The 24,581-nt window shown below is 71.9% G+C and carries 30 protein-coding genes; 22 read left to right on the forward strand and 8 right to left on the reverse strand.

Going from position 1 to position 24,581, the window contains the following annotated elements:
* The first annotated feature begins 47 nt into the window (after window positions 1-47).
* The 4 genes from grpE to O7613_RS26445 all read left to right on the forward strand — a co-directional run bounded on the left by grpE (window position 48) and on the right by O7613_RS26445 (window position 3,008).
* Entirely contained in the window at window positions 48-803 is a 756-nt protein-coding gene (grpE, locus tag O7613_RS26430) for a nucleotide exchange factor GrpE (RefSeq protein WP_281585685.1), read from the forward strand.
* 79 nt (window positions 804-882) lie between these two features.
* On the forward strand, window positions 883-2,070 hold the full coding sequence (gene dnaJ, locus O7613_RS26435; protein WP_281585684.1) for a molecular chaperone DnaJ: 1,188 nt from the start codon (window positions 883-885) through the stop codon (window positions 2,068-2,070).
* Window positions 2,071-2,094: 24 nt separating this feature from the next.
* The gene (locus tag O7613_RS26440; protein ID WP_282290580.1) at window positions 2,095-2,535 is read left to right on the forward strand and encodes a MerR family transcriptional regulator; all 441 of its coding nucleotides are present in this window, start codon (window positions 2,095-2,097) and stop codon (window positions 2,533-2,535) included.
* A gap of 266 nt (window positions 2,536-2,801) precedes the next feature.
* A complete protein-coding gene (locus tag O7613_RS26445) occupies window positions 2,802-3,008 on the forward strand; it encodes a hypothetical protein (RefSeq protein WP_281585682.1) in 207 nt (68 codons plus the stop codon).
* 186 nt (window positions 3,009-3,194) lie between these two features.
* Here the strand turns inward: O7613_RS26445 and O7613_RS26450 are convergent, their stop codons facing one another.
* The 4 genes from O7613_RS26450 to O7613_RS26465 form a co-directional block, all read right to left on the reverse strand.
* The gene (locus O7613_RS26450) at window positions 3,195-3,623 is read right to left on the reverse strand and encodes a hypothetical protein (RefSeq protein WP_281585681.1); all 429 of its coding nucleotides are present in this window, start codon (window positions 3,621-3,623) and stop codon (window positions 3,195-3,197) included.
* 180 nt (window positions 3,624-3,803) lie between these two features.
* Complete coding sequence (locus O7613_RS26455) at window positions 3,804-5,015, reverse strand: cation:proton antiporter (protein ID WP_281585680.1); 1,212 nt, start codon at window positions 5,013-5,015, stop codon at window positions 3,804-3,806.
* 5 nt (window positions 5,016-5,020) lie between these two features.
* The gene (locus O7613_RS26460; RefSeq protein WP_091062123.1) at window positions 5,021-5,521 is read right to left on the reverse strand and encodes a cation:proton antiporter regulatory subunit; all 501 of its coding nucleotides are present in this window, start codon (window positions 5,519-5,521) and stop codon (window positions 5,021-5,023) included.
* Window positions 5,522-5,596: 75 nt separating this feature from the next.
* Window positions 5,597-5,815: a winged helix-turn-helix domain-containing protein gene (locus O7613_RS26465; protein ID WP_282290584.1), complete on the reverse strand. Its 219-nt coding sequence runs from the start codon at window positions 5,813-5,815 to the stop codon at window positions 5,597-5,599.
* A 229-nt stretch (window positions 5,816-6,044) separates the two neighbouring features.
* Between O7613_RS26465 and O7613_RS26470 the strand changes: the two genes are divergently transcribed.
* Window positions 6,045-6,308 (forward strand): hypothetical protein, encoded by a 264-nt coding sequence (locus O7613_RS26470; RefSeq protein WP_282290585.1) that lies wholly within the window; start codon window positions 6,045-6,047, stop codon window positions 6,306-6,308.
* 63 nt (window positions 6,309-6,371) lie between these two features.
* Here the strand turns inward: O7613_RS26470 and O7613_RS26475 are convergent, their stop codons facing one another.
* Entirely contained in the window at window positions 6,372-7,508 is a 1,137-nt protein-coding gene (locus O7613_RS26475) for an epoxide hydrolase (RefSeq protein ID WP_282290586.1), read from the reverse strand.
* An 82-nt stretch (window positions 7,509-7,590) separates the two neighbouring features.
* Between O7613_RS26475 and O7613_RS26480 the strand changes: the two genes are divergently transcribed.
* The 14 genes from O7613_RS26480 to O7613_RS26545 all read left to right on the forward strand — a co-directional run bounded on the left by O7613_RS26480 (window position 7,591) and on the right by O7613_RS26545 (window position 19,557).
* Window positions 7,591-8,232: a helix-turn-helix domain-containing protein gene (locus tag O7613_RS26480; RefSeq protein ID WP_282290588.1), complete on the forward strand. Its 642-nt coding sequence runs from the start codon at window positions 7,591-7,593 to the stop codon at window positions 8,230-8,232.
* A gap of 89 nt (window positions 8,233-8,321) precedes the next feature.
* Window positions 8,322-10,913 carry an ATP-dependent chaperone ClpB gene (gene clpB, locus O7613_RS26485; protein WP_281585678.1) on the forward strand — a complete coding sequence of 864 codons (2,592 nt, stop codon included), beginning with the start codon at window positions 8,322-8,324 and terminating at the stop codon, window positions 10,911-10,913.
* 188 nt (window positions 10,914-11,101) lie between these two features.
* Window positions 11,102-11,476, forward strand: coding sequence for a hypothetical protein (locus tag O7613_RS26490; protein ID WP_281585677.1), 375 nt, complete (start codon window positions 11,102-11,104; stop codon window positions 11,474-11,476).
* An 82-nt stretch (window positions 11,477-11,558) separates the two neighbouring features.
* Window positions 11,559-12,191: a DUF4178 domain-containing protein gene (locus O7613_RS26495; protein WP_281585676.1), complete on the forward strand. Its 633-nt coding sequence runs from the start codon at window positions 11,559-11,561 to the stop codon at window positions 12,189-12,191.
* Between the two features lie 2 nt (window positions 12,192-12,193).
* The gene (locus tag O7613_RS26500; protein ID WP_281585675.1) at window positions 12,194-12,688 is read left to right on the forward strand and encodes a DUF2617 family protein; all 495 of its coding nucleotides are present in this window, start codon (window positions 12,194-12,196) and stop codon (window positions 12,686-12,688) included.
* Complete coding sequence (locus O7613_RS26505) at window positions 12,685-13,110, forward strand: DUF4247 domain-containing protein (RefSeq protein WP_281585674.1); 426 nt, start codon at window positions 12,685-12,687, stop codon at window positions 13,108-13,110. The genes O7613_RS26500 and O7613_RS26505 overlap by 4 nt, the downstream gene beginning before the upstream one ends.
* A 31-nt stretch (window positions 13,111-13,141) precedes the next feature.
* Complete coding sequence (locus O7613_RS26510; RefSeq protein ID WP_281585673.1) at window positions 13,142-13,564, forward strand: DUF350 domain-containing protein; 423 nt, start codon at window positions 13,142-13,144, stop codon at window positions 13,562-13,564.
* Window positions 13,564-14,340, forward strand: a complete 777-nt coding sequence (locus O7613_RS26515; protein ID WP_282290592.1) for a hypothetical protein — start codon at window positions 13,564-13,566, stop codon at window positions 14,338-14,340. The genes O7613_RS26510 and O7613_RS26515 overlap by 1 nt, the downstream gene beginning before the upstream one ends.
* A complete protein-coding gene (locus O7613_RS26520; RefSeq protein ID WP_281585671.1) occupies window positions 14,337-15,905 on the forward strand; it encodes a polyamine aminopropyltransferase in 1,569 nt (522 codons plus the stop codon). Before O7613_RS26515 ends, O7613_RS26520 begins: the two co-directional genes overlap by 4 nt.
* Before the next feature lie 121 nt (window positions 15,906-16,026).
* Complete coding sequence (locus O7613_RS26525; RefSeq protein ID WP_281585670.1) at window positions 16,027-16,839, forward strand: hypothetical protein; 813 nt, start codon at window positions 16,027-16,029, stop codon at window positions 16,837-16,839.
* Window positions 16,840-16,911: 72 nt separating this feature from the next.
* A complete protein-coding gene (locus O7613_RS26530) occupies window positions 16,912-17,628 on the forward strand; it encodes a hypothetical protein (RefSeq protein ID WP_282290594.1) in 717 nt (238 codons plus the stop codon).
* Window positions 17,625-18,425: an SDR family oxidoreductase gene (locus O7613_RS26535; RefSeq protein ID WP_282290596.1), complete on the forward strand. Its 801-nt coding sequence runs from the start codon at window positions 17,625-17,627 to the stop codon at window positions 18,423-18,425. The genes O7613_RS26530 and O7613_RS26535 overlap by 4 nt, the downstream gene beginning before the upstream one ends.
* Window positions 18,426-18,582: 157 nt before the next feature.
* Entirely contained in the window at window positions 18,583-19,122 is a 540-nt protein-coding gene (gene pyrE, locus O7613_RS26540; RefSeq protein WP_281585667.1) for an orotate phosphoribosyltransferase, read from the forward strand.
* Between the two features lie 57 nt (window positions 19,123-19,179).
* Complete coding sequence (locus tag O7613_RS26545; protein WP_007073957.1) at window positions 19,180-19,557, forward strand: metalloregulator ArsR/SmtB family transcription factor; 378 nt, start codon at window positions 19,180-19,182, stop codon at window positions 19,555-19,557.
* 258 nt (window positions 19,558-19,815) lie between these two features.
* Here O7613_RS26545 and O7613_RS26550 read toward each other — a convergent pair whose 3' ends face one another.
* Both O7613_RS26550 and O7613_RS26555 read right to left on the reverse strand, forming a co-directional pair.
* Complete coding sequence (locus O7613_RS26550) at window positions 19,816-20,598, reverse strand: DedA family protein (protein ID WP_281590590.1); 783 nt, start codon at window positions 20,596-20,598, stop codon at window positions 19,816-19,818.
* A gap of 85 nt (window positions 20,599-20,683) precedes the next feature.
* Window positions 20,684-20,896: a hypothetical protein gene (locus O7613_RS26555; protein ID WP_281585666.1), complete on the reverse strand. Its 213-nt coding sequence runs from the start codon at window positions 20,894-20,896 to the stop codon at window positions 20,684-20,686.
* Window positions 20,897-21,035: 139 nt separating this feature from the next.
* Here O7613_RS26555 and O7613_RS26560 point away from each other — a divergent pair, with 139 nt between their 5' ends.
* Window positions 21,036-21,419: a phage holin family protein gene (locus O7613_RS26560; protein WP_281585665.1), complete on the forward strand. Its 384-nt coding sequence runs from the start codon at window positions 21,036-21,038 to the stop codon at window positions 21,417-21,419.
* Window positions 21,420-21,551: 132 nt separating this feature from the next.
* Window positions 21,552-22,574, forward strand: coding sequence for a class II fructose-bisphosphate aldolase (gene fbaA, locus O7613_RS26565; protein ID WP_281585664.1), 1,023 nt, complete (start codon window positions 21,552-21,554; stop codon window positions 22,572-22,574).
* 98 nt (window positions 22,575-22,672) lie between these two features.
* Here fbaA and O7613_RS26570 read toward each other — a convergent pair whose 3' ends face one another.
* Window positions 22,673-23,881, reverse strand: coding sequence for a hypothetical protein (locus O7613_RS26570; RefSeq protein WP_282290597.1), 1,209 nt, complete (start codon window positions 23,879-23,881; stop codon window positions 22,673-22,675).
* A gap of 261 nt (window positions 23,882-24,142) precedes the next feature.
* Between O7613_RS26570 and O7613_RS26575 the strand changes: the two genes are divergently transcribed.
* Window positions 24,143-24,571, forward strand: coding sequence for a DUF3151 domain-containing protein (locus tag O7613_RS26575; RefSeq protein ID WP_281585662.1), 429 nt, complete (start codon window positions 24,143-24,145; stop codon window positions 24,569-24,571).
* Window positions 24,572-24,581: the final 10 nt, after the last annotated feature.

Raw genomic sequence — 24,581 nt, forward strand, 5'->3', positions numbered from 1 at the left:
ATCGGTCCCCCGACACGACTCGCACCGCACAGGGATGAGGTAACCGCATGACGGACAAGCCACGAGCGGCCGACCCGGGCTCCACCGGGTCGGCGCCGGGTGGCTCCGCGGGCGCCGGCAAGCACGCCAGCGACGAGCCGCGGGTCGTCATCCGCGACAAGCGCAAGCTCGGCAAGGTGACCGAGGAGCCGGCCGACGCCGCCTCGGCGGCCGACGCCGCCGCCGACGCGCCCGCCGAGGGCCTGGTCGAAGATGCCGAGGTCGTGGTCGACGAGATCGGCGGCGAGGACGAGGTCCCCGGGCCACCCGTGGTCGACTCGCCGGCCGAGCCGAGCGAGGAGACCGGCGGCGGCAAGGCGGAGCCGCTCGGCGCCGAACTGGAGTCGCTCCGCTCCGACCTGGAGGAACGCACCCGCGACCTCCAGCGGGTCTCGGCGGAGTACGCCAACTACCGCAAGCGCGTCGACCGGGACCGCAACCTGGTCCAGGAGCAGGCGACCGGCGGGGTGCTCACCGCGCTGCTGCCGATCCTCGACGACCTGGACCGGGCCCGCGAGCACGGCGACCTGGTGGGCCCGTTCGGCAGCGTGGCCGAGCAGCTCACCGCCGCGCTGGGCAAGTTCGGCCTGACCGCGTTCGGCGAGCAGGGCGACCCGTTCGACCCGACCCGGCACGAGGCGGTGGCGCACCAGACGTCCACCGACGTGACCGAGCCGACCTGCGTGCAGGTCATGCGCCGGGGCTACCAGCTCGGCGAGCGGCTGCTGCGGCCGGCCATGGTCGCGGTCGCGGAACCGGAGTAGTGCCGACCCGTGACGTCCCGCCCGCCCCCACCGGGCGGGCGGGACGACCGGGATTCGACCCGTGGAAGGGGGTGGACCGGTGAGTTCCAAGGACTGGATCGAGAAGGACTACTACGCCGCGTTGGGCGTGGACAAGTCCGCCTCCTCGGACGAGATCAAGAAGTCGTACCGAAAATCGGCCCGGGAGTCGCATCCGGACCACAACCCCGGTGATGTCAAGGCCGAGGAACGGTTCAAGACCGTCTCCGAGGCGTACGCCGTGCTCGGCGACGAGAAGAAGCGACGCGAGTACGACGAGATGCGGTCGCTGTTCGGTTCGGGCGCCTTCCGGCGCGGTGCCCGGGGCGCCGGCCAACCGGGCGGCGCGCCGTTCGACGTCTCCGACCTGTTCGGAGGTGGCGGCCCCGGCGCCGGCGACAGCCGGTTCGGCGGAGGCGGCTTCACCGACCTGTTCAGCACGATCTTCTCCGGCGGCGGTGCCGGCGGCGGGACCCGGGCCCGCGGCCCGTCCCGCGGCCGGGACGTCGAGACCGAGGTGGCGCTCGACTTCGGCGACGCGGTCCGCGGCGTCACGCTGCCGCTGACGCTGCGCGCTCCCGGCGTCTGCGACACCTGCCACGGCAACGGTGCGAAGCCGGGCACCCAGCCGGTGGCGTGCCCGGTCTGCCACGGCGCCGGGGTGACCACCCGCAACCAGGGGTCGTTCAGCTTCTCCGAGCCGTGCCGCAACTGTCAGGGCGTCGGCACGGTCGTCGAGGAGAAGTGCCCGGAGTGCCATGGCACCGGCGGCGTCACCAAGACCCGCACGCTCAACGTCCGCTTCCCCGCCGGGGTGGCCGACGGGCAGCGGATCCGGCTGGCCGGCCGGGGCGAGCCCGGCGAGCGGGGCGGTGCCGCTGGCGATCTGTTCGTGCAGGTGAAGGTCCGCCCGGACGACCTGTTCGGGCGCACCGGGGACGATCTCACCCTGAGCGTCCCGATCACGTACGCCGAGGCCGTGCTCGGCACGGACCTGCGGGTCCCGACGCTTGACGGCGCGGTGACCCTGCGGGTGCCGCCGGGTACTCCGGCCGGGCGGGTGCTGCGCGCCCGCGGCAAGGGCGTCGTACGCAAGGACGGCCGCGCCGGTGACCTGCTGGTCACGCTCGACGTGGTGATCCCGGCGAAGGTCTCGGACGAGGCGCGGGCGGCGCTGGAGACCTTCGCGGAGCAGACCCCGCCCGCCGCGCGGGAACATCTCGAAGCGCGGGTACGTCGATTCAGTTGACGTCGGCAGCGGAGGTGAGCGGGCATGTCGGAGGAGTACGTCGGTTCGGGTGACCCGGCCTATGAGGCCAAGATCTTGATGATCTCGGTGGCCGCGCGAATGGCAGGCATGCACCCTCAGACACTGCGCCAGTACGACCGGCTGGGCCTGGTGCAGGCGGGCCGGGCCACCGGTGGTGGTCGCCGGTACAGCGTCCGGGACGTGGTGCTGCTCCGCGAGGTGCAGCGGCTCAGCCAGGACGACGGGATCAACCTGGCCGGGGTCAAGCGGATCATCGGGCTGGAGCGGCTGCTGGAGGAGGCGCACCAGCGGGTGGCCCGGCTGGAGGCGGAGCTGGACGCCGCGTACCGGCGGATCGCCGAGCTGGAGTCGCTGGGCGGCTTCCCCCGCGGTGACCTGGTGCCCACCAACCGCACCTCCACCGCGCTCGTCGTGTGGCGTCCCCGCCGCACTCCCGACCGCTGACGAGCGCCGTTCGCCATTCGCCGCCCCTGCTCGCTGTTCGCCGCCCGCGCTCGTGGCTCGTGGCTCGTTGCTCGTGCTCGTTGCTCCTGCTCGGCAGAAGGCCGGCACGCCCCGCTGTTCCCGGGGCGTTGCCGGCCTTCTGCCGTTTCCACCCGTCCCGGCCAGCGCGGAGGTTGCGGAAAGTGGGGTGAAGCCGGCTGAGTTCCACTACGCTTCTACTCAGGGACAAAAGCCATGAAACGGAATCCGGGCTGGCGGGGGGAGCCATGACGGAACCGGCGAAGAAGGTGGCCGAGCGCGCGGAGGAACGCCTGGAGAAGGTGGCCGAGAACGTCCGGGAGCGGTTCGACCGGGTCACCGAGGGCCGCTTCAGCGACAAGGTCAAGGAAGGGCGTTTCGCCGACCAGACCGACCACGGCGTGGACCGGGCCAGGGACGACGAACGGCGCAGGAAGCAGGACGGATCGACCTGACTGATCCGTCGGCGTGCGGGCCGGGACCCACGGGGGGTCCCGGCCCGCACGCCGCACACAGACGGCCCGGAACGCTGGGTGCCCGCGCCCTGCCCTCGATGCCGTGATCATGAGGTTGGCGGCGGTGTTGATCTCCGTTGATGCCGCTAACTTCATGATCACCCGCTTGCCTTCCCTGGTGATGGGTCAGAGGCGGCGGTTCTCGCGGACCAGGCCGCCCTCGCACCAGTCCCGGTAGACGAAGAGATCCGGGCGGGCGAGCAGCACCCGGCTGTTGTGCGCCCAGTTGCGCATCAGGTCGTCACCGGACCGCTCGGACTGCTCGACCAGCTTCCGGAAGCGACGCTTCGGGTGGGCGCGGAAGTTCGTCCGGATGCCGTCGGCGGCGTAGATGTAGAGGCAGTGGAGCGCGAACCGGCGGGCCGGACAGTTCTGATCCATGGCCAGCTCGAACAGCGTCTGCACCAGGTGGTCACCGGCGACCAGCAGGTCCCAGTCCGGCGGCATCGAGGTCAGCGGCACCGAGTCGGGCTGGTAGGCCCAGGCCCGCAGCTCGGCGGACGAGGGGTCGACCGGGTTGGCGAAGCCGTGAAACGTCTCTTCCCGCACGCTCACCGGCCGACCTTCCGCATTCCCCGGCGGGTGCGCCGCTGGCCACCCGCAGATCCTGGCTGCTGGGGCGACACGTTAACGCGGTTCGGTGGAGCAGTGGTAGACCTTCCCGGGATCAATTTGACAACCTTCGGCCGGACCGCCGGGCCGGACCGGCTGAGTCGCCGATCCGGCCGGCCGGGGTTAGTCGCTCGCCCGTACCGCGGTGGCGGCCCGGGTGGCGGCGGCGCGCTGGCGTAGCCACTGCTTGAACCACGGCGTGTCCGGCAACCGGGCGAGCAGCGGACCCGTCACCACCGTGATCAGCACGTACGCGGTGGCGAGCGCGGCCAGCTTCGGCTCCACCGGGTAGACGGCGGAGACGGCCAGCCCGGCGATGACGATGGAGAACTCGCCGCGCGGGGTGAGCGCCAGCCCGGCCCGCCAGCGACCGGGTTCGGCGATCCCGGCCCGGCGGGCGGCCAGGTAGCCGGTGGCCACCTTCGTCGCCATGGTCACCACGGCCAGCAGCAGCGCGGGCAGCAGCACCGGCGGCATGTCCAGCGGGTTGGTGACCAGCCCGAAGAACACGAAGAAGACCGCGGCGAAGAGGTCCCGCAGCGGCGAGAGCAGCTCGGTGGCGTGGTGCGCGACCGGCCCGGACAGCGCGATGCCGACCAGGAACGCGCCGACCGCGGCGGAGACCTGGAGTTTCGCCGCGAGGCCGGCGACCAGCAGGGTCAGGCCGAGCACCCCGAGCAGGAGCGCCTCCGGATCCTTCGCGGAGAGCGCGGTGGAGATCAGGTGCCCGTACCGGATCGCCACGGCCAGCACGACGACCACGGTGAGCACCGCGACGGCGAGCGCGATGCCGCCCTTCATCAGGCCGACCCCGGCGAGCAGCGCGGTGACCAGCGGCAGGTAGAGGGCCATCGCCAGGTCCTCGATCACCAGGACGGAGAGGATCACCGGGGTCTCCCGGTTACCGACCCGGCCCAGGTCGCCGAGCACCTTGGCGATCACGCCGGAGGAGGACACCCAGGTCACGCCGGCGAGCACCACGGCGGCCACCCAGCCCCAGCCGAGCAGCAGCGCGAAGGCGAAACCGGGCAGCGCGTTGAACACCGCGTCGATCAGGCCGGCGGGCGCCGCCGAGCGGAGGTTGCCCACCAGCTCGTTGGCGCTGTATTCCAGGCCGAGCATGACCAGCAGCAGGATCACGCCGATCTCGGCGCCGACGGCGAAGAACTCCTCGCTGGCGTTGAGCGGCAGCAGGCCACCGTGCCCGAAGGCGAGGCCGGCGAGCAGGTAGAGCGGGATGGGCGAGACACCGACGCGGCGGCTCAGCCGGCCGAGCAGGCCCAGCAGGAGCAACAGTGCCCCGACCTCGATGAGCAGGACGGTGGTTTCGTGCATACGCGTCAGCCGTCCGGATCGGTCTCGGCGAGGATCGCGGTGACGCCGTCGAGACCCTGACGGGTGCCGACCACGACGACCACATCGCCGGATTCGAACCGGAAGGTGGGGTCGGGCGAGACGTTCACCTCGCCCTGACGCAGCACCGCCACGATGGAGGCGCTGGTCCGGGTGCGGGCCTTGGTGTCGCCGAGCCGCCGGCCGACGTACTTCGAGCCGGCCGGGATCACGATCTGCTCGGTCAGCAGCCCGGCGGCCTGCTCGCGCAGCCCGGAGAGCTGACCCAGCATCAGCGACGCGCCGAGGATGTCGGCGAGCGCCTCCGCCTCGTCGTCGGTAAGCGGTATGTCGTGCTGACAGGAGTCGGGATCGTCCGGGTCGTAGAGGACCAGGTCGCGGCGGCCATTGCGGTGGGAGACCACGCCGAGCCGGCGGCCGGACTCCGTCATGAGGTCATGACGTACGCCGATTCCCGGTAAGGCGGTCTGTTCGACACGTACTCGCACGCCGGTGAGGCTACCTCTGCCGGGCACGTGGTGGGTCGTGGGCCGAGTCACTGCCTGACCCGTGCACCCATTTCGCTAATTCGGCTCGGCGACGAACACGCCGACTCCTTCGAGCGTCTCGGTCAGTCCGGTCGCGCGCAGGATCATCATCGCCTTGCCGACCACCGTGTCGGAGACGCCGTACTCCTTGCAGAGTTGGGCGCGGCTCGGCAGTTTGGTGCCGGGCGGCCACTCTCCCGAATCGATCTTGCTCTTCAGCTCGTCTGCGAGCACCTGATATTGCTGCTTGGGCATACACACTCCCCGGATGGCACGCCCATTCGATCACGCATAGACCTCCAACCTCAAGCAATCGTGGGTTGGTCGTTGACCTACAACCGGTACCGATTGTAGGTTGCTGATGGACGCTCCCGGATGGCACCTGGAGCGCTTCTCCCGGGTCGGGGCGGGCACCCCCGTGGTCCGTCCCGACCCCCGTTCGGCGAGAGGGGATCAACGTGATTCGTAACCCGGACAGTCGTCGATGACCGGGCGGTATGTGATCCACCTGCCGGTGCGGGCGCCCGACCTGGCTCGGGCCAAGATGCTCGGGCGTACGGCCGGTCGGTCGCTCGGTTTCCTCGCCGTGGTCGAGCTGGGCGGGATCACCGTGTCGGCCGAGGACGACCAGTGCGTACGCCACTGGGTCTTCTGCGACCGCAAGCTCGACGACGGCCGGCGCTGTGTGCTGCGCGCCGACCACCTGACGCCGTGCACCGCACGCCTCCCCGAACGCCGCAGTCGCTGATGTTTGGGTGCATCTGTTGTCGCCCCAGCGACAACAGATGCACCCAAAGATGACGCCACCCGCTCAACGGAGCCCGGCGAAGAACTGCCGGATATCACCGACCAGCACGTCGGTCGCCTCGTGCGCGGCGTAGTGCCCGCCGACGCTCCCACGCTGCTCGGGCCCGGCCTCGAAGGCGTGCCAGCTGACGATGTTGGCGTGGTCGCGGTCGGCGAACCGGCGGATCGACCGGAAGTCGCCGGGGAACATCGCCAGCCCGGTCGGTGCCGTCGTCGGCCCGGCCGGCTGCTCGGTGGCGTGCGCGTCCTCCCAGTAGAACCGCATCGCCGAGGCCGCGGTGCCGGTGAACCAGTAGATCGCGACGTTGGCCAGGACGAAGTCCGGGTCGAGGCTCTCGTCGAGGAGCTGCCCGTTCCAGGCGAGCAGGCCGACCGGCGAGTCGGCCAGCGCGAAGGCGAGGGTCTGCGGCTGCTGGCTCTGCACCTGGTTGAAGGAGAACTTGTTCTCGTAGAACCACTGGAGGTGCTGCAACGCGGCCTGGTCGGCCTCGGTCAGCCCGTCGAATTCCGCCGGGTCGCCGGAGGGGAACGAGAAGAGCTGGGTGACGTGTACGCCGAGCACGTGGTCGGGGTCGAGTCGGCCCAGCTCGGGCGCGACCATCGAGCCGGCGTCGTTGCCGATCGCGCCGTACCTGTCGTAGCCGAGGCGGGCCATCAGCTCGGCCCAGGCCCGGGCGGTGCGGAAGCGGTTCCAGCCGGCGCTGCGGGTCGGGCCGGAGAAGCCGAAGCCGGGCAGCGAGGGGATCACCAGGTGGAACGCGGGCGCGTCCGGGTCGGTCGGCTCGGTGAGCGGGGTGAGCACGTCCAGGTATTCGACCACGGAGCCGGGCCAGCCGTGGGTGAGCACCAGCGGGGTGGCGTCCGCCCGGGACGACCGGACGTGCAGGAAGTGGATCTCCTCGCCGTCGATCTCGGTGATGAACTGCGGGTGTGCGTTCAGCCGGGCCTCGACCGCCCGCCAGTCGAATTTCTCCAGCCAGTGGGTGGCCAGGGCGCGGACCCGCTCGGTCGGCATACCGTAGGCGGCGCCGACGCCCGGCAGCTCACCCGGCCAGATGGTCCGGCGCAGCCGGTCGGCGAGGTCGTCGAGGGCGTGCTGGGGGACCTCGACGCGGAACGGGCGGAGAGTGACGTCCGACATGACAGCTCCTTCAGAGCGGAATGCTTCGTTCCGTTTAACCGTAGCAGAGCGGAACGATCCGTTCCACTGTTATCCTCGACGCATGCCGAACCCGACCGACAACCCGCCGCTGGCCGGCCGGCGCGCGCAGGCGGCCCGCAACGACGCCACGATCCTGGCGGCCGCCCGCGCCGTCTTCCTGGACGACCCGAAGGCGCCCATCGCCGCCGTCGCCGAGCGGGCCGGCGTCGGCATCAGCGCCCTCTACCGGCGGTACGCCGGCAAGGAGGACCTGCTGCGCAAGCTCTGCCACGAGGGGCTGCTCCGGTTCGTCGCGGCAGCCGAGGAGGCCGCCGCCGAGCCGGAAGACTGGGCCGCGTTCGCCGGCTTCCTGGAGCGTGTCGTCGACGCCGACGTGCACTCCCTCACCGTGCACCTGGCCGGCACCTTCACCCCGACCGAAGAGATGGGCCAAGCCGCGGTGCGCGCGAACGCGCTCGTCGACGGGCTGGTCGGGCGGGCGCGGGACGCCGGGCGACTCCGACCGGACGTGGTGACGCAGGACGTCGGGCTGCTGCTGGAGGGGTGCGCGGCGATTCGCGTACCCGATCCGGACCGGACCCGGCAGCTGCGCCGCCGTCATCTCGCGGTGCTGTTGGCCGGCCTGGCCGCCCCGGGTCCGCCGCTGCCCGGCCCGCCGCCGGCCGCCGGAGAGCTCGACTGGCGCTGGCGGTCCGCCGGGTAGTGACTCGGGTCACGCCGGTAGAGTTGAGCGGAATAGACTCAACTCTGGTTGTGTCGTTTCCAGTGGACACGCCGATCCCGGGGGAGCCCATGAACACGGAACGCCTCACCACCAAGAGCCGCGAGACCATCACCGGTGCCGTCGCGCAGGCCAACCAGCGCGGCCACGCCACCGTGGAGCCCTGGCACCTGCTGCTCGCGCTGCTGGACACCGACGGCTCGACCGCCGCGGGCCTGCTGCGCGCCGTCGGGGCCGACCCCGCCGAGCTGCGCCGGGTCGCGCTGCGTTCGGTCGACGCGCTGCCCGCCGCGCGCGGGTCCAGTCTCGCCGAGCCGACGCTGGCCCGCGAGTTCGTCAACGCCATCGGCGCCGCCGAGCAGATCGCCCGGCCGCTTGGTGACGAATACACCTCCACCGAGCATCTGCTGGCCGGGCTGGCCCGGGTCGGCGGCGCGGTCTCGGTCGCGCTGAAGGACGCCGGCGCCACCGAGGAGAACCTGGTCGCCGCGTTCCCGACCGTCCGGGGCGGGGACCGGCGGGTCACCACGGCCGACCCGGAGCAGACCTACCAGGCGCTGGCCAAGTACGGCGTCGACCTGACCGACAGCGCCCGCGAGGGCAAGATCGACCCGGTGATCGGCCGGGACTCGGAGATCCGCCGGGTGATCCAGGTGCTGTCCCGGCGCACCAAGAACAACCCGGTGCTGATCGGTGAGCCGGGCGTCGGCAAGACCGCCATCGTCGAGGGCCTGGCGCAGCGGATCGTGGCCGGTGACGTGCCCGAGTCGCTGCGGGACAAGAAGCTGGTCTCGCTCGACCTCGGCGCGATGGTGGCCGGCGCGCAATATCGCGGCCAGTTCGAGGAGCGGCTCAAGTCCGTGCTGGAGGAGATCAAGAACTCCGACGGGCAGGTCATCACGTTCCTGGACGAGCTGCACACCGTGGTCGGCGCCGGCAAGGGCGAGGGCTCGATGGACGCCGGCAACATGCTCAAGCCGATGCTGGCCCGGGGCGAGCTGCGGATGGTCGGCGCGACCACGCTCGACGAATACCGCGAGCACATCGAGAAGGACCCGGCGCTGGAGCGTCGCTTCCAGCCGGTGCTTGTCGGCGAGCCGACCACCGAGGACACCATCGGCATCCTGCGCGGGCTCAAGGAGCGCTACGAGGTGCACCACGGCGTACGGATCACCGACGCCGCGCTGGTGGCCGCCGCCACGCTCTCCGACCGCTACATCACCGACCGCTTCCTGCCGGACAAGGCGATCGACCTGGTCGACGAGTCCGCGTCCCGGCTGCGCATGGAGATCGACTCCCGCCCGGTCGAGGTGGACGAGATCGAGCGGGCGGTGCGCCGGCTGGAGATCGAGGAGATGGCGCTGGCCAAGGAGCCCGACGCCGCCTCCGCCGAGCGCCTGGAGCGGCTGCGCAAGGAGTTGGCCGACAAGCGCGAGCAGCTCACCGCGCTCTCCGAGCGCTGGCAGACCGAGAAGAGTCACATCACCAAGCTCTCCACCGCCAAGGAGGAGCTGGAGCGGCTGGGCGGCGAGGCCGAGCGGGCCGAGCGGGACGGCGAGCTGGAACGCGCCGCCGAGTTGCGGTACGGCCGGATCCCCGCGCTCCAGGGCGAGTTGAGGCAGGCCGAGGAGGAGCTGGCCCGGCTCCAGGCCGAGGGCGCGATGCTCAAGGAGGAGGTCGGCGCGGACGACATCGCCGCCGTGGTCGCCTCCTGGACCGGCATCCCGGCCGGGCGGTTGCTGGAGGGTGAGACCGCGAAGCTGCTGCGGATGGAGGAGTCGCTGGGCTCCCGGGTGGTCGGCCAGGCCGAGGCGGTCGGTGCGGTCTCCGACGCGGTCCGCCGCGCCCGGGCCGGCGTCGCCGACCCGGATCGCCCGACCGGCAGTTTCCTCTTCCTGGGTCCGACCGGCGTCGGCAAGACCGAACTGGCCAAGGCGTTGGCCGAGTTCCTCTTCGACGACGAGCGGGCCATGGTCCGCATCGACATGAGCGAGTACGGCGAGAAGCACTCCGTCGCCCGCCTGGTCGGCGCCCCGCCCGGTTACGTCGGCTACTCCGAGGGTGGCCAGCTCACCGAGGCGGTGCGCCGCCGGCCGTACTCGGTGATCCTGCTGGACGAGGTGGAGAAGGCCCACCCGGACGTCTTCGACGTGCTGCTCCAGGTGCTCGACGACGGCCGGCTCACCGACGGCCAGGGCCGCACGGTGGACTTCCGCAACGCCATCCTGATCCTCACCTCGAACCTGGGCTCGTCGGTGATCAGCGACCTGACGCTCACCGAGGACGAGCGTCGGGAGGGTGTGCTCGCGACGGTCCGGACGCACTTCAAGCCGGAGTTCCTCAACCGTCTCGACGACATCGTGGTGTTCGCCGCGCTCCAGGGCGCCGACCTGCGGGCGATCGTGGACATCCAGCTCGACCGGCTGCGGCGCCGGCTGGCCGACCGCCGGCTGGGCCTGGACACCACCGAGGCCGCCCGGACCTGGCTGGCCGAGCACGGGTACGACCCGATCTACGGCGCCCGCCCGCTGCGCCGCCTGGTGCAGTCGGCCATCGGCGACCGCCTGGCCAAGGCGCTCCTGGCCGGCGAGATCCGCGACGGCGACACCGTCCGGGTGGACCTGGCGGACACCAAGGACGCCCTGACGGTCACCCGCGCCTGACCCGCGGCACCCCGACGAAGGCCCGGCCCTCCGGCCGGGCCTTCGCGCTGCCCCCGTCCCGCCCTCGGCCCCGGTGATCAAGGACTTCGCGTCAGCGAGGACGCGGCAGGTGACACAACCTCCTTGATCACCGAGGTGGGAGCGGGCAGGGCGGGTGAGAGATGGGTGGGGTGGGCACATAGTGGGGCATGAGCGGGAAGCGGGAACTGGACCAGGCCGTGCGGGAGCTTGACGACGCGGACACCCTGGCCTTCGGTGGGGTCGGGTTCGCGGGGCAGATCCTGCCCGCCACCGAGGCGTACCGGCGGTTGGAGCAGGAGCTGCGCGAGCACCCGGAGACGGCCCGGAAGCGGGTGGAGCGGTTGCTCCGGAAGGGCTCGCCGGCCGGCCGGGCGTACGCGGCGACGCTGCTCGAAGCGGTCGATCCGACCGCCGGGCGGGACGCCTGGGAGCGGCTGCGCGGCGACGACGGCGAGTTCACCACGTTCAGCGGTTGCGTGATGGGTCGGACGACGCTGCGTGAGTACGCCGCCGCACGGCTGTCCGGCGCTGACGGTAGCTGATCCCACACTCAGCGAACGGCAGTTCAGGTGAGGTGCGCGGGGTTGTTACCGTCTCCGCCAATGCACGTTGGGGGAGGCGCTCATGAACGGTTCGGTGGCGTACGTGGTGGCCACGCTGGGGTGCCTGCTCGGGGTGGCCGGTGTGGTGATCGCCGTGGTCGCGCTGCGCAGGTCCCGCTCGACGCCGCGCCCGAAGGCGGCACCCGGTGACCCGTTCCGGGACCGGGACACGGACGTGCTGCGCGGCGACCCGCGCGCGCTCAAGCCCGGCGACATCGTCGAGATCCGCCAGGTGCCGTACACCGTGCGTGGCTCGGTGCACCTGGTCGAGGGCGGCTGGAGCTGGGCGGAGCATCTGCTCGACGACGCCGGTGGGGTGAAGCGCTGGCTCTCCGTCGAGGCGGATCCGGACCTGGAGCTGGTGCTCTGGGCCAGCGAGCCGGGGGCCACCGTCACGCCCGGCGCCCCGACGCTGGAGATCGCCGGTCGCCGCTACAACTGGGACGAGTCCGGCCAGGCCCGTTACACCGCGACCGAGGGCACCGGTCTCGACCCGCACGGCACCATGCGTTACCACGACTACCAGGCGCCCGGCGGGGCCCGACTGTCGTTCGAGGCGTACGGCGAGGCCGGCTGGGAGGTGAACCTCGGCGAGGAACTGCGCCGCGCCGAGGTGATGATCTACCCCCAGGGCGGCGCGGACCAGGTGAACTGAGCGTGCTCATCGCCCTCGCGGCCCCGTACGTCGACAGCCGCGCCGCCGACCTCAGCCTGTCCCTCGGCGGCCCGGAGCTGCCGGCGCTCGCCGTCCGCGACCTCGACCTGCCCGGCGGTCGACCACTGCGGTTGCGCCTGCTCGGCGCCTCCCACCAGGTCGTCGCCGGCGCGCTCACCGAGACGGTCGCCTGCCTGCCCGGCCGCCGGCCGCACCTGCCGGACGCGCTGCACGACGCGACCACCGGCTACCGGTTCACCGCCACGGTGCTCCGGCCGACCGGCGACGGACTGCGCGCCCGGGTTGCGGCGCTCCGCGCCGAGCTGGCCGACGACCCGCACGCGCTCGTCGGTGTGTTTCCCGGCGACGAGGACGCGGTCACCGCGCTCGCCGTCCGGCCCGACCCACCCGACGGCGCGGTCGCCTGGCGCACCTGGCACGCCTACCCGCAGACAAACGAGCTGGTCCTGACCGAGACGGTGGTGGAAGAGCTGTGACGTACCGACGGTGGTTCGTGGTGGGCGTGGCGGTCGCCGTCGTCGGCGTTCTCGTCGCCGCCTTCTCGATCTTCTACGGCAACTTCTCGCCCCGCGGCTATGTGAAGGACCACTACTCCCGGGCGTCCGGGCGGGACATCGGCTCGCAGGCGGTCGCCTACACCTCGAACAAGTCGCCCAGCCAGGTGTCGAAGCAGATCACCGACGCCTGGCAGCCGGCCGACCAGTACGTCGACGGCAGCGGCGTCTACCTGCGCTACGACGACGACTCGGTGGTGATCCTCCCGCTCGCCGTCGGCTCGGTGATCCTGCTGGAGCGGATGACCACGGCGTACCCCCGCTATCACGGCATCGTCGGCAACAGCTGGGGCTGGGGCCGAGGCAGCACCGTCCGGGGCGGCGGCCCCGGCGCCGGCAAGTAGCCCGTCCGACCCCCTCACCCTGGAGTCCCCTGTGCAGCATCTCGTCACCGATCTGCTGGTCACCCTCGCCTACGGCGTGGTCGGCGTGGTCCTGATGGCCGTCGGCTACCTGCTTGTCGACCTGGCCACCCCCGGCAAGCTCCACGAACTGATCTGGGCCGAGCGCAACCGCAACGCGACGCTGCTGCTCGCCTCCAACCTGCTCGGCGTCGGCACCGTCGTGGTCGCCGCGATCGTGTCCAGCGCCGACGACTTCGTGCTCGGTCTGGTCGGCTCCGCCGCGTACGGATTCCTCGGCCTGGTGATCATGGCGGCGGCCTTCGTGCTGCTCGACGTGGCCACCCCCGGCAAGCTCGGTGAGCTGCTGGTCGACCCGGAACCGCACCCGGCGGTCTGGATCTCCGCCACCGTGCACGTCGCCACCGGCGCGATCATCGCCGCCGCGATCAGCTGATGACCGCCAAGGGCGCCGCCGCGAAGGCGAAGAACAAGCGGGGCACGACGGTGCTGGTCTGGGTCATCGTCTCGCTTGCCATCGGCGTGCCCTGCGTCATCGGGATCATCAACGGCGGCGAGAGCACCGACGTTCCCACACCGACGACCGAGCAGCGGACCGCCACCGTGCCGCTCCTGGCGGCGGCGACCGCCGGCCAGGGCATCTGCTACGGCTGGGTGCTGCACGACTACAGCACCGAGATCAGTGTCGGCTCCAACCTGGGTGAGCAGGTGCCGGTGCGGGACGACCCACGGTGCCCCCGCTGGATCGAGGTCTCCGCCGTCGTGCGCTACACCTCCTCCAGCAGCGAGTCGCGGGACTCGGCGAGCATCGGCGTCGACGGCTCCACCGACGTCGAGCCGGCCGACCTCTATCCGATCGCCTCGGGGCTGAGCCGCTTCGGGCTGAACGAGGACGCCTTCGTCGACGAGCCCGGCTGGGCGATCACCCGCGCGGCGACCGTGCTGCCGCTGCTCGCCGCCGAGGCCGGGCTGGCCGATCCCGTCCCCACCGGCACCGCGACGCCGACCGGCACCGCGGCCCCGCTGCCGGACGCCGGCAACGACCTGCTGCGGGACCGTTGGGGCTGGCTGGTCGCCGCCGCCGTCCTCCTGCTGGTCGCCGCGCTGTTCATCGCGGTGGGCGTGCGACAGAGAAACCGGCAGCTCCGGGGCGGCGGACCCGCGAAGCGCGCCGGGGCGGGCGCCGCCGGGCGTACCCGGGAGAAAGCATGACCACCGACGCGCCCGCGCGGCCACGGTGGCGGGCGGCCCGCGCGGCGGTCCTGCTCGCGGTCTTCGTCTGCGCGGCCTGCGGCCTGGTGTACGAGCTGGCGCTGGTCGCGCTCGGCAGCTACCTGATCGGCGACGCGGTCGGCCAGGCGTCGATCGTGCTCGGCGTGATGGTCTTCGCGATGGGCGTCGGCGCGCTCGTGGCGAAGCCGTTGCAGTCCCGCGCGGCGCCCGCGTTCGCCGCGATCGAGCTGACCCTGGCACTGCTCGGCGGCCTCTCCGTGCTCGGCCTCTACGCCGCGTTCGCCTGGCTCGACCTCTACGGCCCGGCGCTCGTCGGCACCGCGTTCGTGCTCGGCCTGCTGATCGGCGCGGAGATCCCGCTGCTCATGGTGATGCTGCAACGCATCCGGGAGCAGTCCGCGGGCAGCGCGGTGGCCGACCTGTTCGCCGCCGACTACGTCGGCGCGCTGCTCGGCGGGCTGGCCTTCCCGTTCCTGCTGATGCCGGTCTTCGGCCAGCTCAAGGGCGCGCTCGTGGTCGGCGCGGTGAACGCGGTCGCCGGCGTGGCGCTCGTCCTCACCGTGTTCCGCGACGACCTCGGCCGCCGGGCGCGGGTCGGCCTGGGCGCCGGCTCCGTCGTGGTCGGTCTGCTTCTCGGGTACGCGTGGGTCACCGCACACGACTTCGAGGTGACCGCCCGCCAGCAGCTCTACCGGGACCCGGTGGTGCACGCCGAACGCAGCCGCTACCAGGAGATCGTGCTGACCCGGTCGGTGCGGGAGGTCGGCCACACCGACACCGACCTGCGGCTGTTCCTCAACGGTGACCTCCAGTTCAGTTCCGTCGACGAATACCGCTACCACGAGGCGCTCGTGCACCCGGCCATGCGCGGGCCGCACGGCGACGTGCTGGTGCTCGGCGCCGGCGACGGGCTGGCCGCGCGGGAGATCCTCAAATATCCGGACGTGCGCTCGGTGACGCTCGTCGACCTCGACCCGGCCGTGGTGGCGCTGGCCCGCAGCGAACCGCAACTGCGCGACCTCAACCACCGGTCCCTCGCCGACCCCCGGCTGCGGGTGCTCAACCTGGACGCGTTCGGCTGGCTGCGGACCGCCACGCAACGCTTCGACGTGGTGATCGCCGACCTGCCCGACCCGGACGAGACGGCCACCGCGAAGCTCTACACGGTCGAGTTCTACACGCTGATCCGCCCGGTGCTCGCCCCCGGCGGGCGGCTTGTCGTGCAGTCCGGCTCGCCCTACTTCGCGCCCCGGTCGTACTGGTCCATCGAACGGTCGGTGCGGGAGGCGGGCTTCGCCACCGTGCCCTACCACGTCGACGTGCCGAGCTTCGGTGACTGGGGATTCGTGCTCGCCGCACCGGGCGGCACCGCCCCCGAACTGGGCCTGCCGGCCGACGCGCCGCCGCTGCGCTTCCTCACCCCGGAGGTGCTCGCCGCCGCCGCCACGTTCCCCGCCGACCGCGGCCGGATCGACGTGCCCGCCTCCACGCTGCTGCGACCCAGGGTGCTGGAGTACGCCCGCGAGGAGTGGCGGGGCTACTAGGTTTCGGAACGTGCGCCGGCCGCCGGCGGCTGCGCCGCGCCGCCGACCACTGAGCCCTTCCTACCGTGCCCACCTGGCCAGAGATCGCTACGGTGGTCATCTGATCCAGGGAGGGAGAATCATGGTCGATGCTCCGGGCACCACGCCCCGCGCGCGTCCCAGTGTGGTGACGCTTTCCAGTTGGCTGCTCATTCTCGTCGCCGTCATCCAGGTGCTGAACCTGATCGTGACGCTCGCCGTCATCGGCAAGATCCGCGACGTGATGGCGGACGCCTACGCCGGCACCTCGGCCGAGTCGGCAGGCGACATCGCGTACGCCTTCACCATCGGCTCGTCCGTGCTGACGCTGCTGCTCGCGATCGGGCTGGTCGTCCTCGCGATGCTCAACAACCGGGGGAAGAACGCCTCCCGGATCACCACCTGGGTGGTGGGCGGCATCCTGCTCTGCTGCACCGGCGGCGGACTGCTCAGCGGTGCCTCCGGCGGCATGATGGGCAGCGGCGGCAACACCAGCGGCGACCTGCCGAGCACGCAGGAGGTCCAGCGCCGGGTGGAGGACGCGCTGCCGTCCTGGCACACGCCGGTCAGCACGCTGCTCGGCCTGATCGCGCTGCTCGCCCTGCTGGGCGCGCTGATCCTGCTGGCGCTGCCGAAGGCGAACGAGTTCTTCCGCAAGCCGAAGGCCGGCTGGGAGCCGCCGGTCCCGGGCGGCGCGTACCCGGCGTACCCGCCGGCCCCGGGCCAGTCGGGCGACCCGGGGTATCCGTCGACGCCGGGGCAGTCGGGCGATCCGGCGTACCCGTCGACCCCCGGCCAGCCGGCTGGTGGTCCGCCGGCTGGTGGTCCGCCGCCCGCGCCGGGTGGGCAGCCGCCGGCCGGGCCGACCGGTCAGCCGGGCGAGCGCCGCGACCCGGAGCCGCCCGCCGGAAGTTGACGACCGGATAACAGCGACGCCGACGGTCCCTCCGAGTAGGTTGCAAGCCGACGCCTACCGGAGGGACTCGTCGTGTCGTACCCCGATCGGGCCGCGCCCCGCCGGCCGGCCACGGTCGTCGCGGCGGTGGCGGTGCTGCTGCTGATGGCGGTCGGCGCCGTGGCCTACGCGGTGACGAACCTGGTGGTCGCCGGCGGCACCGTGGACCGGTTCCGGGCCGCCGCGCAGGGCACCGGCGCGGGCGGCGGCGACATCGACCGGGTGGCCGGTCTGCTGCGCGGCTCGACCGTGCTTGCCGCCGTACTCGGCGTGCTGGCCGCGCTGCTGCTGGTCGGGCTCGCCCTCGGCCTGCTCGCCGGTCGCCCGGGCGCGCGGATGGCCACCTGGGTGGTCGCCGGGCTGGGGTTGCTCTGCGGCTGCTGCGGGCTCGCGGCCCTCGTGGGGCAGCGGGCCGCTCCGCTCCGGCTCGGTGCCGACGACCGGGTCACCGCCGACCTGCTGGGCCTGGTCGGTGACGCGTACCCGGCCTGGTGGATCCCGGTGAACGCGGCGCTGTCGGTGGCGCAGGTCCTCGGCTACCTGGTGGTCGCAGCGCTGCTCACGCTGCCGTCCGCCGGCGGCTTCCTGCACCGCCGTACGACCGTGCCGGGTCCGTCGTCCGGCCCGGTGACCGGCTTCGGCGGTTCGGTGTCCGGCGCTCCCGTCTCCGGGCCGACGCCGTGGGGACCGCCGGCGGGCCTGGCCCCGCCGCCGGCCGGGCCCCCGCCACGACCTGAGGGCATGCCATGACCGGCCCCACCCGACGCCGTGCCCTGGTGACCGGCGCCAGCCTGGGCATCGGTGCGGCGTTCGCCCACCGGCTCGCCGCCGACGGCTGGGATGTGGTCCTGGTGGCCCGGGACACGGCCCGGCTCGACGAGATGGCGGCCGAGCTGACCGGCCGGCACGGCGGGGAGGTGACGCCGGTCCCGGCCGATCTGTCCACCGACGACGGCTGCGCGACCGTGGAACGCCTGCTGACCGCCGGCCCGCCGGTGGACCTGCTGGTGAACAATGCCGGGGTCAGCCTGAACACCCCGTTCGTCAGGTCGGCGACCTCGGACGAGGCCCGATTGATCCGGCTCAACGTGCTGGCGGTGCTCCGGTTGACGCACGCGGCCCTCGCCCCGATGATCGAACGGGGCGAAGGGGCAGTGATAAATGTCTCTTCGGTCGCGGGTTTTGGCGTTCCCATGCCGGGATCCACCTATTCGGCCAGCAAGGCGTGGGTGACGAATTTCAGTGAGTCGATCGGCCAATCGGTGGCTCCGCTCGGTGTGCGCGTGATGGCGTTGTGCCCCGGCTACACGCGCACCGGCAACCATGAGCGCGCCGGCATCGACATGTCGCGACTGCCCGCGTGGGCCTGGCTGCGGGCCGACGAGGTGGTCGACGAAGGGCTGCGTGACCTGCGAAAAGGCAAGCTCGTGAGCGTTCCGGACTGGAAATACAAGCTGGCCGTGGCCGGGCTGCGGCACGCGCCGAAGCGGCTGCTGCGCGGCTTCACCCGGGACACCCGGGGCAAGGTCGACCGGGCCCGCGGCTGACCCGGCGGCCGTGTCGCCGACCGGCCCGGACTCACCGGCAGACCGGGATGGACGGTCGCGCAGCGTAGCCGAGCATTGCCACACATCGGTCGCCCCGAGGGCTGATCCGGGTGGACCCCACAGACGGCGCACAGACTTGCGAAGTACGCTCATCGCCATGGGGGACCACGACGACCTGCGTAAATTCATCACTGACCTGGCTGTGGTCCACGGTCGGGTGGTGCTCTCGTCCGGCCGTGAGGCGGACTGGTACGTCGATTTGCGTCGCGTCACGCTCCATCACCAGGCCGCCCCCCTGATCGGCCGGGTGATGCGCGACCTCACCGCGGACTGGGCGTACGACGCGGTCGGCGGACTGACCCTGGGCGCCGATCCGGTGGCCGTCGCGATGCTGCACGCCTCAAGCGGCAGCGACCGACCGCTGGATGCGTTCGTGGTCCGTAAGGCGGGCAAGGCGCACGGCCTCCAACGGCGGATCGAAGGTCCGGACGTGGCCGGACGTCGGGTCCTGGCGGTGGAGGACACCTCGACGACGGGTGGAAGTGTGTTGACCGCCATCGAGGCATTGCGTGAGGCCGGAGCCGAGGTGGTGGGTGTGGCGGTTATTGTTGATCGAGGCGCCGGCGACGCGGTGCGAGCCGCCGGATTGCCCTATCGGGCGGCCTATACGTTGGCTGACCTCGGCCTTGTGGCGTAAAAGTTTGTCGATTCGGTCCTGCTGATATGCAGGCGGATCGATGCTGCTGGTGGAAGGATGGAATACGTGGGAACTGCGTTGGCTGAAATGACCATGCCTCAGATCTCGCCGCTTGCCGGCGAGCCGATCGAACGCGCCGATGCCGAGCGGCTTGCGGGGGTCCTCAAGGCCCTCGCCGACCCCGCCCGGCTGCGGCTGCTCAGCCTGATCCAGTCGGCTCCCGAGGGGGAGGCGTGCGTGTGTGACCTCACCGCGCCGCTCGGCCTCTCGCAGCCGACGGTCAGCCACCACCTGCGAATCCTCACCGAGGCCGGCTTGCTGGAGCGGGAGAAGCGCGGGGTCTGGGCGTACTACCGGCTGGTGCCGACCGCGATCGCCACGATCGCGGATCTGCTCACCCCGCCGCGGAAGCGGGCCACCAAGAAGGCTCGCTGAGTCCGGGCCCGTCCTCCGGGGACGGGCTTGCCGGGGACGGCGCGCTGACACGCGCGCCGTGACCGGCGGCTCGTGTCGACCGGGTGTGGGTGACCGGTGGCGTGTCAGGGGTGGCGCCACCACCGCGCGATGACGGCTGCCGTCGTCCGTGTCACCCGCGGCCCGACAGGTCGTGAGCGAAGGCCGGCCCCCACCCGGGGGTCGGCCTTCGGCGTCGGCCGGCTCTTGGCGTCTGCTGGCTGTCGGCCTCGGTGCGGGTCAGCGGCGGGGCTGACCGCCGTGCCCGTGCGGGTGGTCGTCGCCGTCGATGGCGTCCCGGGCGGCGTCCACGGCGCCGGCGGCGGTCGCCGCGGCGATCACCGCGACCGCTTCGCCGCGCTTGCGTGCCTTCCGGTCGCGGAGGAACTCGAAGAAGATCGGCAGCACCGAGATCAGGATGATCAACGCGACCACCGGCAGGATGTAGCGGTCGATCTTGTCGCCGATGGCGTCGTAGATCTGGCGGGCCAGCAGATAGCCGATCAGCAGGATGCCGTCCACCCAGAGGACCGCGCCGACCACGTTCCACACGAAGAACTGCCGGGCCGGCATGCCCAGCACCCCGGCCACCGGGTTGAGGAAGGTCCGCACGATCGGGATGAACCGGGCCAGCACCACGGCCTTCGCCGGACCGAACTTCTGGAAGTAGTATTCCGCCTTCTCCACGTACTCCCGCTTGAACAGCCGGGAGTTGGGCTTGTCGAACATGCGCCGGCCGTAACGCGCGCCGAGCCAGTGCCCGAGCTGGGCGCCGGCGATGGCGCAGATCGGACCGCCGATCATCAACCCGGCCAGCGAGAGCCGGGTGCCGTCGCCGAAGATGGCGTCCGCCACCGGGGAGGCGGCCACCCCGGCCAGGAAGAGCAGCGAGTCACCCGGGAAGAAGAAGCCGATCAGCAGGCCCGTCTCGGCGAACAGGATGGCCCAGACGCCGATCATCCCGAAGGTGTGGATGAGGTCCTTCGGGTCGAGCGGATTCAACGCCACGTTCTCGGAGATCATCCGGGTCTTCTCAGCTGTGTCCACGGCCACAAAGGGTACCCGGCCGTCCTCCACCCCCGGCGGGGGTGCGCGGTGGGCGTCCCGGTCAGCGGTAGTCGTCCTCGTCGGCGGTGACCACCCGGGCCTGCTCCATGGCATCCCAGTCGCCGACCTCCAGGCCCCGGTGCGGCTCGCCGTCGGCGTCGTCCGGCGCGACCGTGGCGGCCTGCTCGACCGCGTCGGCCGGCTCCGCCTCGGGGTCCCGCTCCTCCGGAGCGAGGTGGTCGCTCGGGGCGAAGTCCTCGTCGGGCTGTCCCATCGTCCCTCCCTGCGTCTGGGGTGCGGATCGTGTCACCACCACCGTACGGGCTGGTCCGGGCCACCGCTCGGCGCCGGGCGGAACGAGGCGAGTCGGCGATTGCCCCTCCCGGGCGCGCGGCTGGTGCCAGGATGGTGCCGTGGGCTTCCTCATCCGGTTGGCGATCACCGCGGTGGCGTTGTGGATCGCGACGCTGATCGTGCCCGGGGTGAACGTGACCGGCCGCAACGGCGGCAACACCGTGTTCACCCTGATCGTGGTGGCGCTCGTCTTCGGCGTGGTCAACGCCGTGCTGAAGCCGCTCATCAAGGTGTTCGGCTGCGTGTTCTACCTGCTCACGCTCGGCCTGTTCGCGCTCGTGGTGAACGCCCTGCTGTTCCTGCTGACCGACTGGATCGCCCGCCAGTTGCGCCTGCCGTTCCACGTCGACGGCTTCTGGGCCGCCTTCTGGGGCGCCATCGTGGTGTCGGTGGTGAGCTGGCTGATCAGCGTCGTCGTGCCGGACCGGCTGGAGGAACGGTGAGCGGTGCCCGGGTCGGTTGTACCAGGCGTTCGCCCCTACGGGATACTTCCCGCGGTGGACAGCGCGGTCCGGCGCACCCGAGGAAAGACGGCGGCCTGCACGGCCGAGAGCGGTAAGTAAGGAGCGTTCGACATGCCCATCGCTTCCCCCGAGGCTTACGCGGAGATGCTGGACCGGGCCAAGGCCGGCCGGTACGCGTACCCCGCGATCAACGTGACCTCTTCCCAGACGCTGAACGCGGCGCTCAAGGGCTTCGCCGACGCGGAGAGCGACGGCATCATCCAGGTCTCCACCGGTGGCGCGGAATACCTGTCCGGCCCGTCGATCAAGGACATGGTGACCGGTGCGACCGCGTTCGCGGCGTACGCGCACGAGGTGGCCAAGAAGTACCCGGTGACCGTCGCCCTGCACACCGACCACTGCCCGAAGGACAAGCTGGACAAGTTCGTCCGGCCGTTGATGGCCATCTCCCAGGAGCGCGTCAAGAACGGCCAGGAGCCGCTGTTCCAGTCGCACATGTGGGACGGTTCGGCCGTGCCGGTGGCGGAGAACCTGGAGATCGCCGAGCAGCTCCTCGCCGAGGCCGCCAAGGGCAAGATCGTCCTGGAGATCGAGGTCGGCGTCGTCGGCGGCGAGGAAGACGGCGTGGAGAACGCCATCAACGACAAGCTCTACACCACCGTCGACGACGGCCTGGCCATGGTCGAGGCGCTCGGCCTGGGCGAGAAGGGCCGCTACATGGCGGCGCTGACCTTCGGCAACGTGCACGGCGTCTACAAGCCGGGCAACGTCAAGCTCCGCCCCGAGGTGCTCAAGCAGATCCAGGACGCGGTCGGCGCCAAGTACGGCAAGGAGAAGCCGCTCAGCCTGGTCTTCCACGGCGGCTCCGGCTCGCTGCTGGAGGAGATCCGGGAGGCGCTCGACTACGGCGTGGTGAAGATGAACATCGACACCGACACCCAGTACGCCTTCACCCGCCCGGTCGCCGACCACATGCTGCGCAACTACGACGGCGTGCTGAAGATCGACGGCGAGGTCGGCAACAAGAAGCAGTACGACCCGCGAGCCTGGGGCAAGCTGGCCGAGGCCGGCCTGGCCGCCCGCGTGGTGGAGGCGTGCGAGCACCTGCGTTCCACCGGCACCCGGATGAAGTGACACCCCGGATGTAAGGAAGGGCCCCTTCTTAACAACTCGTTGTTAAGAAGGGGCCCTTCCTATACCGGAAGCGTTAAGAAGGGCCCCCGCCTTTCACTTCACCGCACCAGGAGGGCGACGGCCTCGCGGACGTCGTCGGTGAGGTGAATCGTGCGGGACAGGTCGCCGAACGGGGACCCGGCGAAGAGTGGCCGCAGCAGCGCCTCCACCGGCAGCTCGGTGGTCCAGAACGCCCGGTCCAGGAAGACGTACGCGCCGCTCGCTCCGTCGGTGCCGTAGAACGTCTTCGTCGCCGCCTGGAACACCTCCTGCACCGTGCCGGCCCGGCCGGGCGCGAACACGATCCCGCCCCGGGCCATCCGCAGGATCGTGTCCTCCCGGATGGCGTTGGAGAAATACTTCGCGATCCGGCCGGCGAACAGGTTCGCCGGCTCGTGGCCGTACAGCCAGGTGGGGACGGCCAGCCCGCCGGACCGGGCCCACCCGGTGTCGAGCGCCGCCGGCCGGGGCGTGGGCAGCGACGGGCCGTCCGCGTACCGCTTGCGCACCGCCAGGGCCGCCGCCGTGTAGCGGTCGTGGTCGGTGAAGTCCGGCGCGGCGGCCAGCACGTCGATCGCCGCCGACAGTTCGTCGGCCGGCCAGGCCGCGAGGAACGCGCCCAGGTTGGCCGCCTCCATCACGCCCGGCCCGCCGCCGGTGACCACCAGGCGGTCGGCCCGCGCCAGCTCCCAGCCCAGCACCGCGGCCATCCGGTACGCGGAGCTGCCGCGCGGCACCGCGTGCCCGCCCATCACACCGACCACGGACTGCGGCCCGTGCACGGCCAGCCACGCCCGGGTGGCGTCGGCGAGCGCGTTGTCCACGCCGTGGTCGTGCAGCCGCTGGCCGAGCGCCTCGCGTACGTCCGGCAGCGCGCCGCCGTGCGCCCGGAAGTGCGCGTACACCCGGGTGTCGTACATCTCGGCGAACCCGCCCTCGTCGAAGCCGGCGGCCAGGTCGTCGGCGGTGTAGAGGTGGGACGGCTGGGTCGGGTAGGGCAGCTCGGAGAAGGGCGGGACGACGTCGGCGCCCCGGCGGACCAGATCCGCGCCCACCTCACGGTCGGCGAAACGGCAGCCCACGAAGAGGGCGCCGGCGACGTCGACGTCGCGCAGGTCGGGGACCGGGTGGTCGAGGCGGAGACCCTGCACGGTCAGGCCGGCGAGTGTTCCCCCGGCCAGCCGCCGGTCGAACTCGACCCGGGTCTGTACTTCGTTGAGGTGGGGGGCGTGCGGCTCGATGACGTCCGCGGGTGGTGGGGTCGGCACCAGGCCATCCTGCCCCGCCCCGGCAACCCCGCAAACCCGGACGGTACGGGCAGGAGCCCGGCGGGCACGCCGCCGGGCTCCTGCGTAACCGGTTCCTGGGGAGGCTCCGGATCTGTAGTTGTAGTGCAATATGCACGCGCGCGGCATGGGCCGCGGGTACGTGTGGTGCCGCCGCAGGCGTGACGAAACCCTCAGCCGTTCAGCCGACCGGCTGGCCAGCCCCCCTCGCGCACCCGAGGGCGAAGCGGGTTGAATGGGGCGATGCAGAACCTGTTGCCTGAGCCACCGGCCACCCTGCTCCCCGTCTCCGAAGAGGCCGACGCCGCGCTCGCCGCCGCGGTCGAGCAGGGCACCGACGAGGCGTACGCCGAGGTCGCGGCCCGCTTCCCGACCTACAGCGCGGCCTGGGCGGCGCTGGCCGGCCGCGCGCTCTCCGCGGGCCAGGTCGTTCCGGCGTACGCCTACGCCCGCACCGGATACCACCGGGGCCTGGACCAGCTGCGCCGCAGCGGCTGGAAGGGACACGGCCCGGTGCCCTGGTCACACGTGCCCAACCAGGGCTTCCTCCGCTGCCTGTACGTGCTCTCCCGGGCCGCGGGCGAGATCGGCGAGGCGGACGAGGCGGCCCGCTGCGCCCAGTTCCTCCGCGACTGTGACCCGGCCGCCGGGGACGCGCTGGCGAGCGACTGATCCCACAGGC

The sequence above is a fragment of the Micromonospora sp. WMMD975 genome, assembly GCF_029581215.1.
Lineage (GTDB): Bacteria > Actinomycetota > Actinomycetes > Mycobacteriales > Micromonosporaceae > Micromonospora.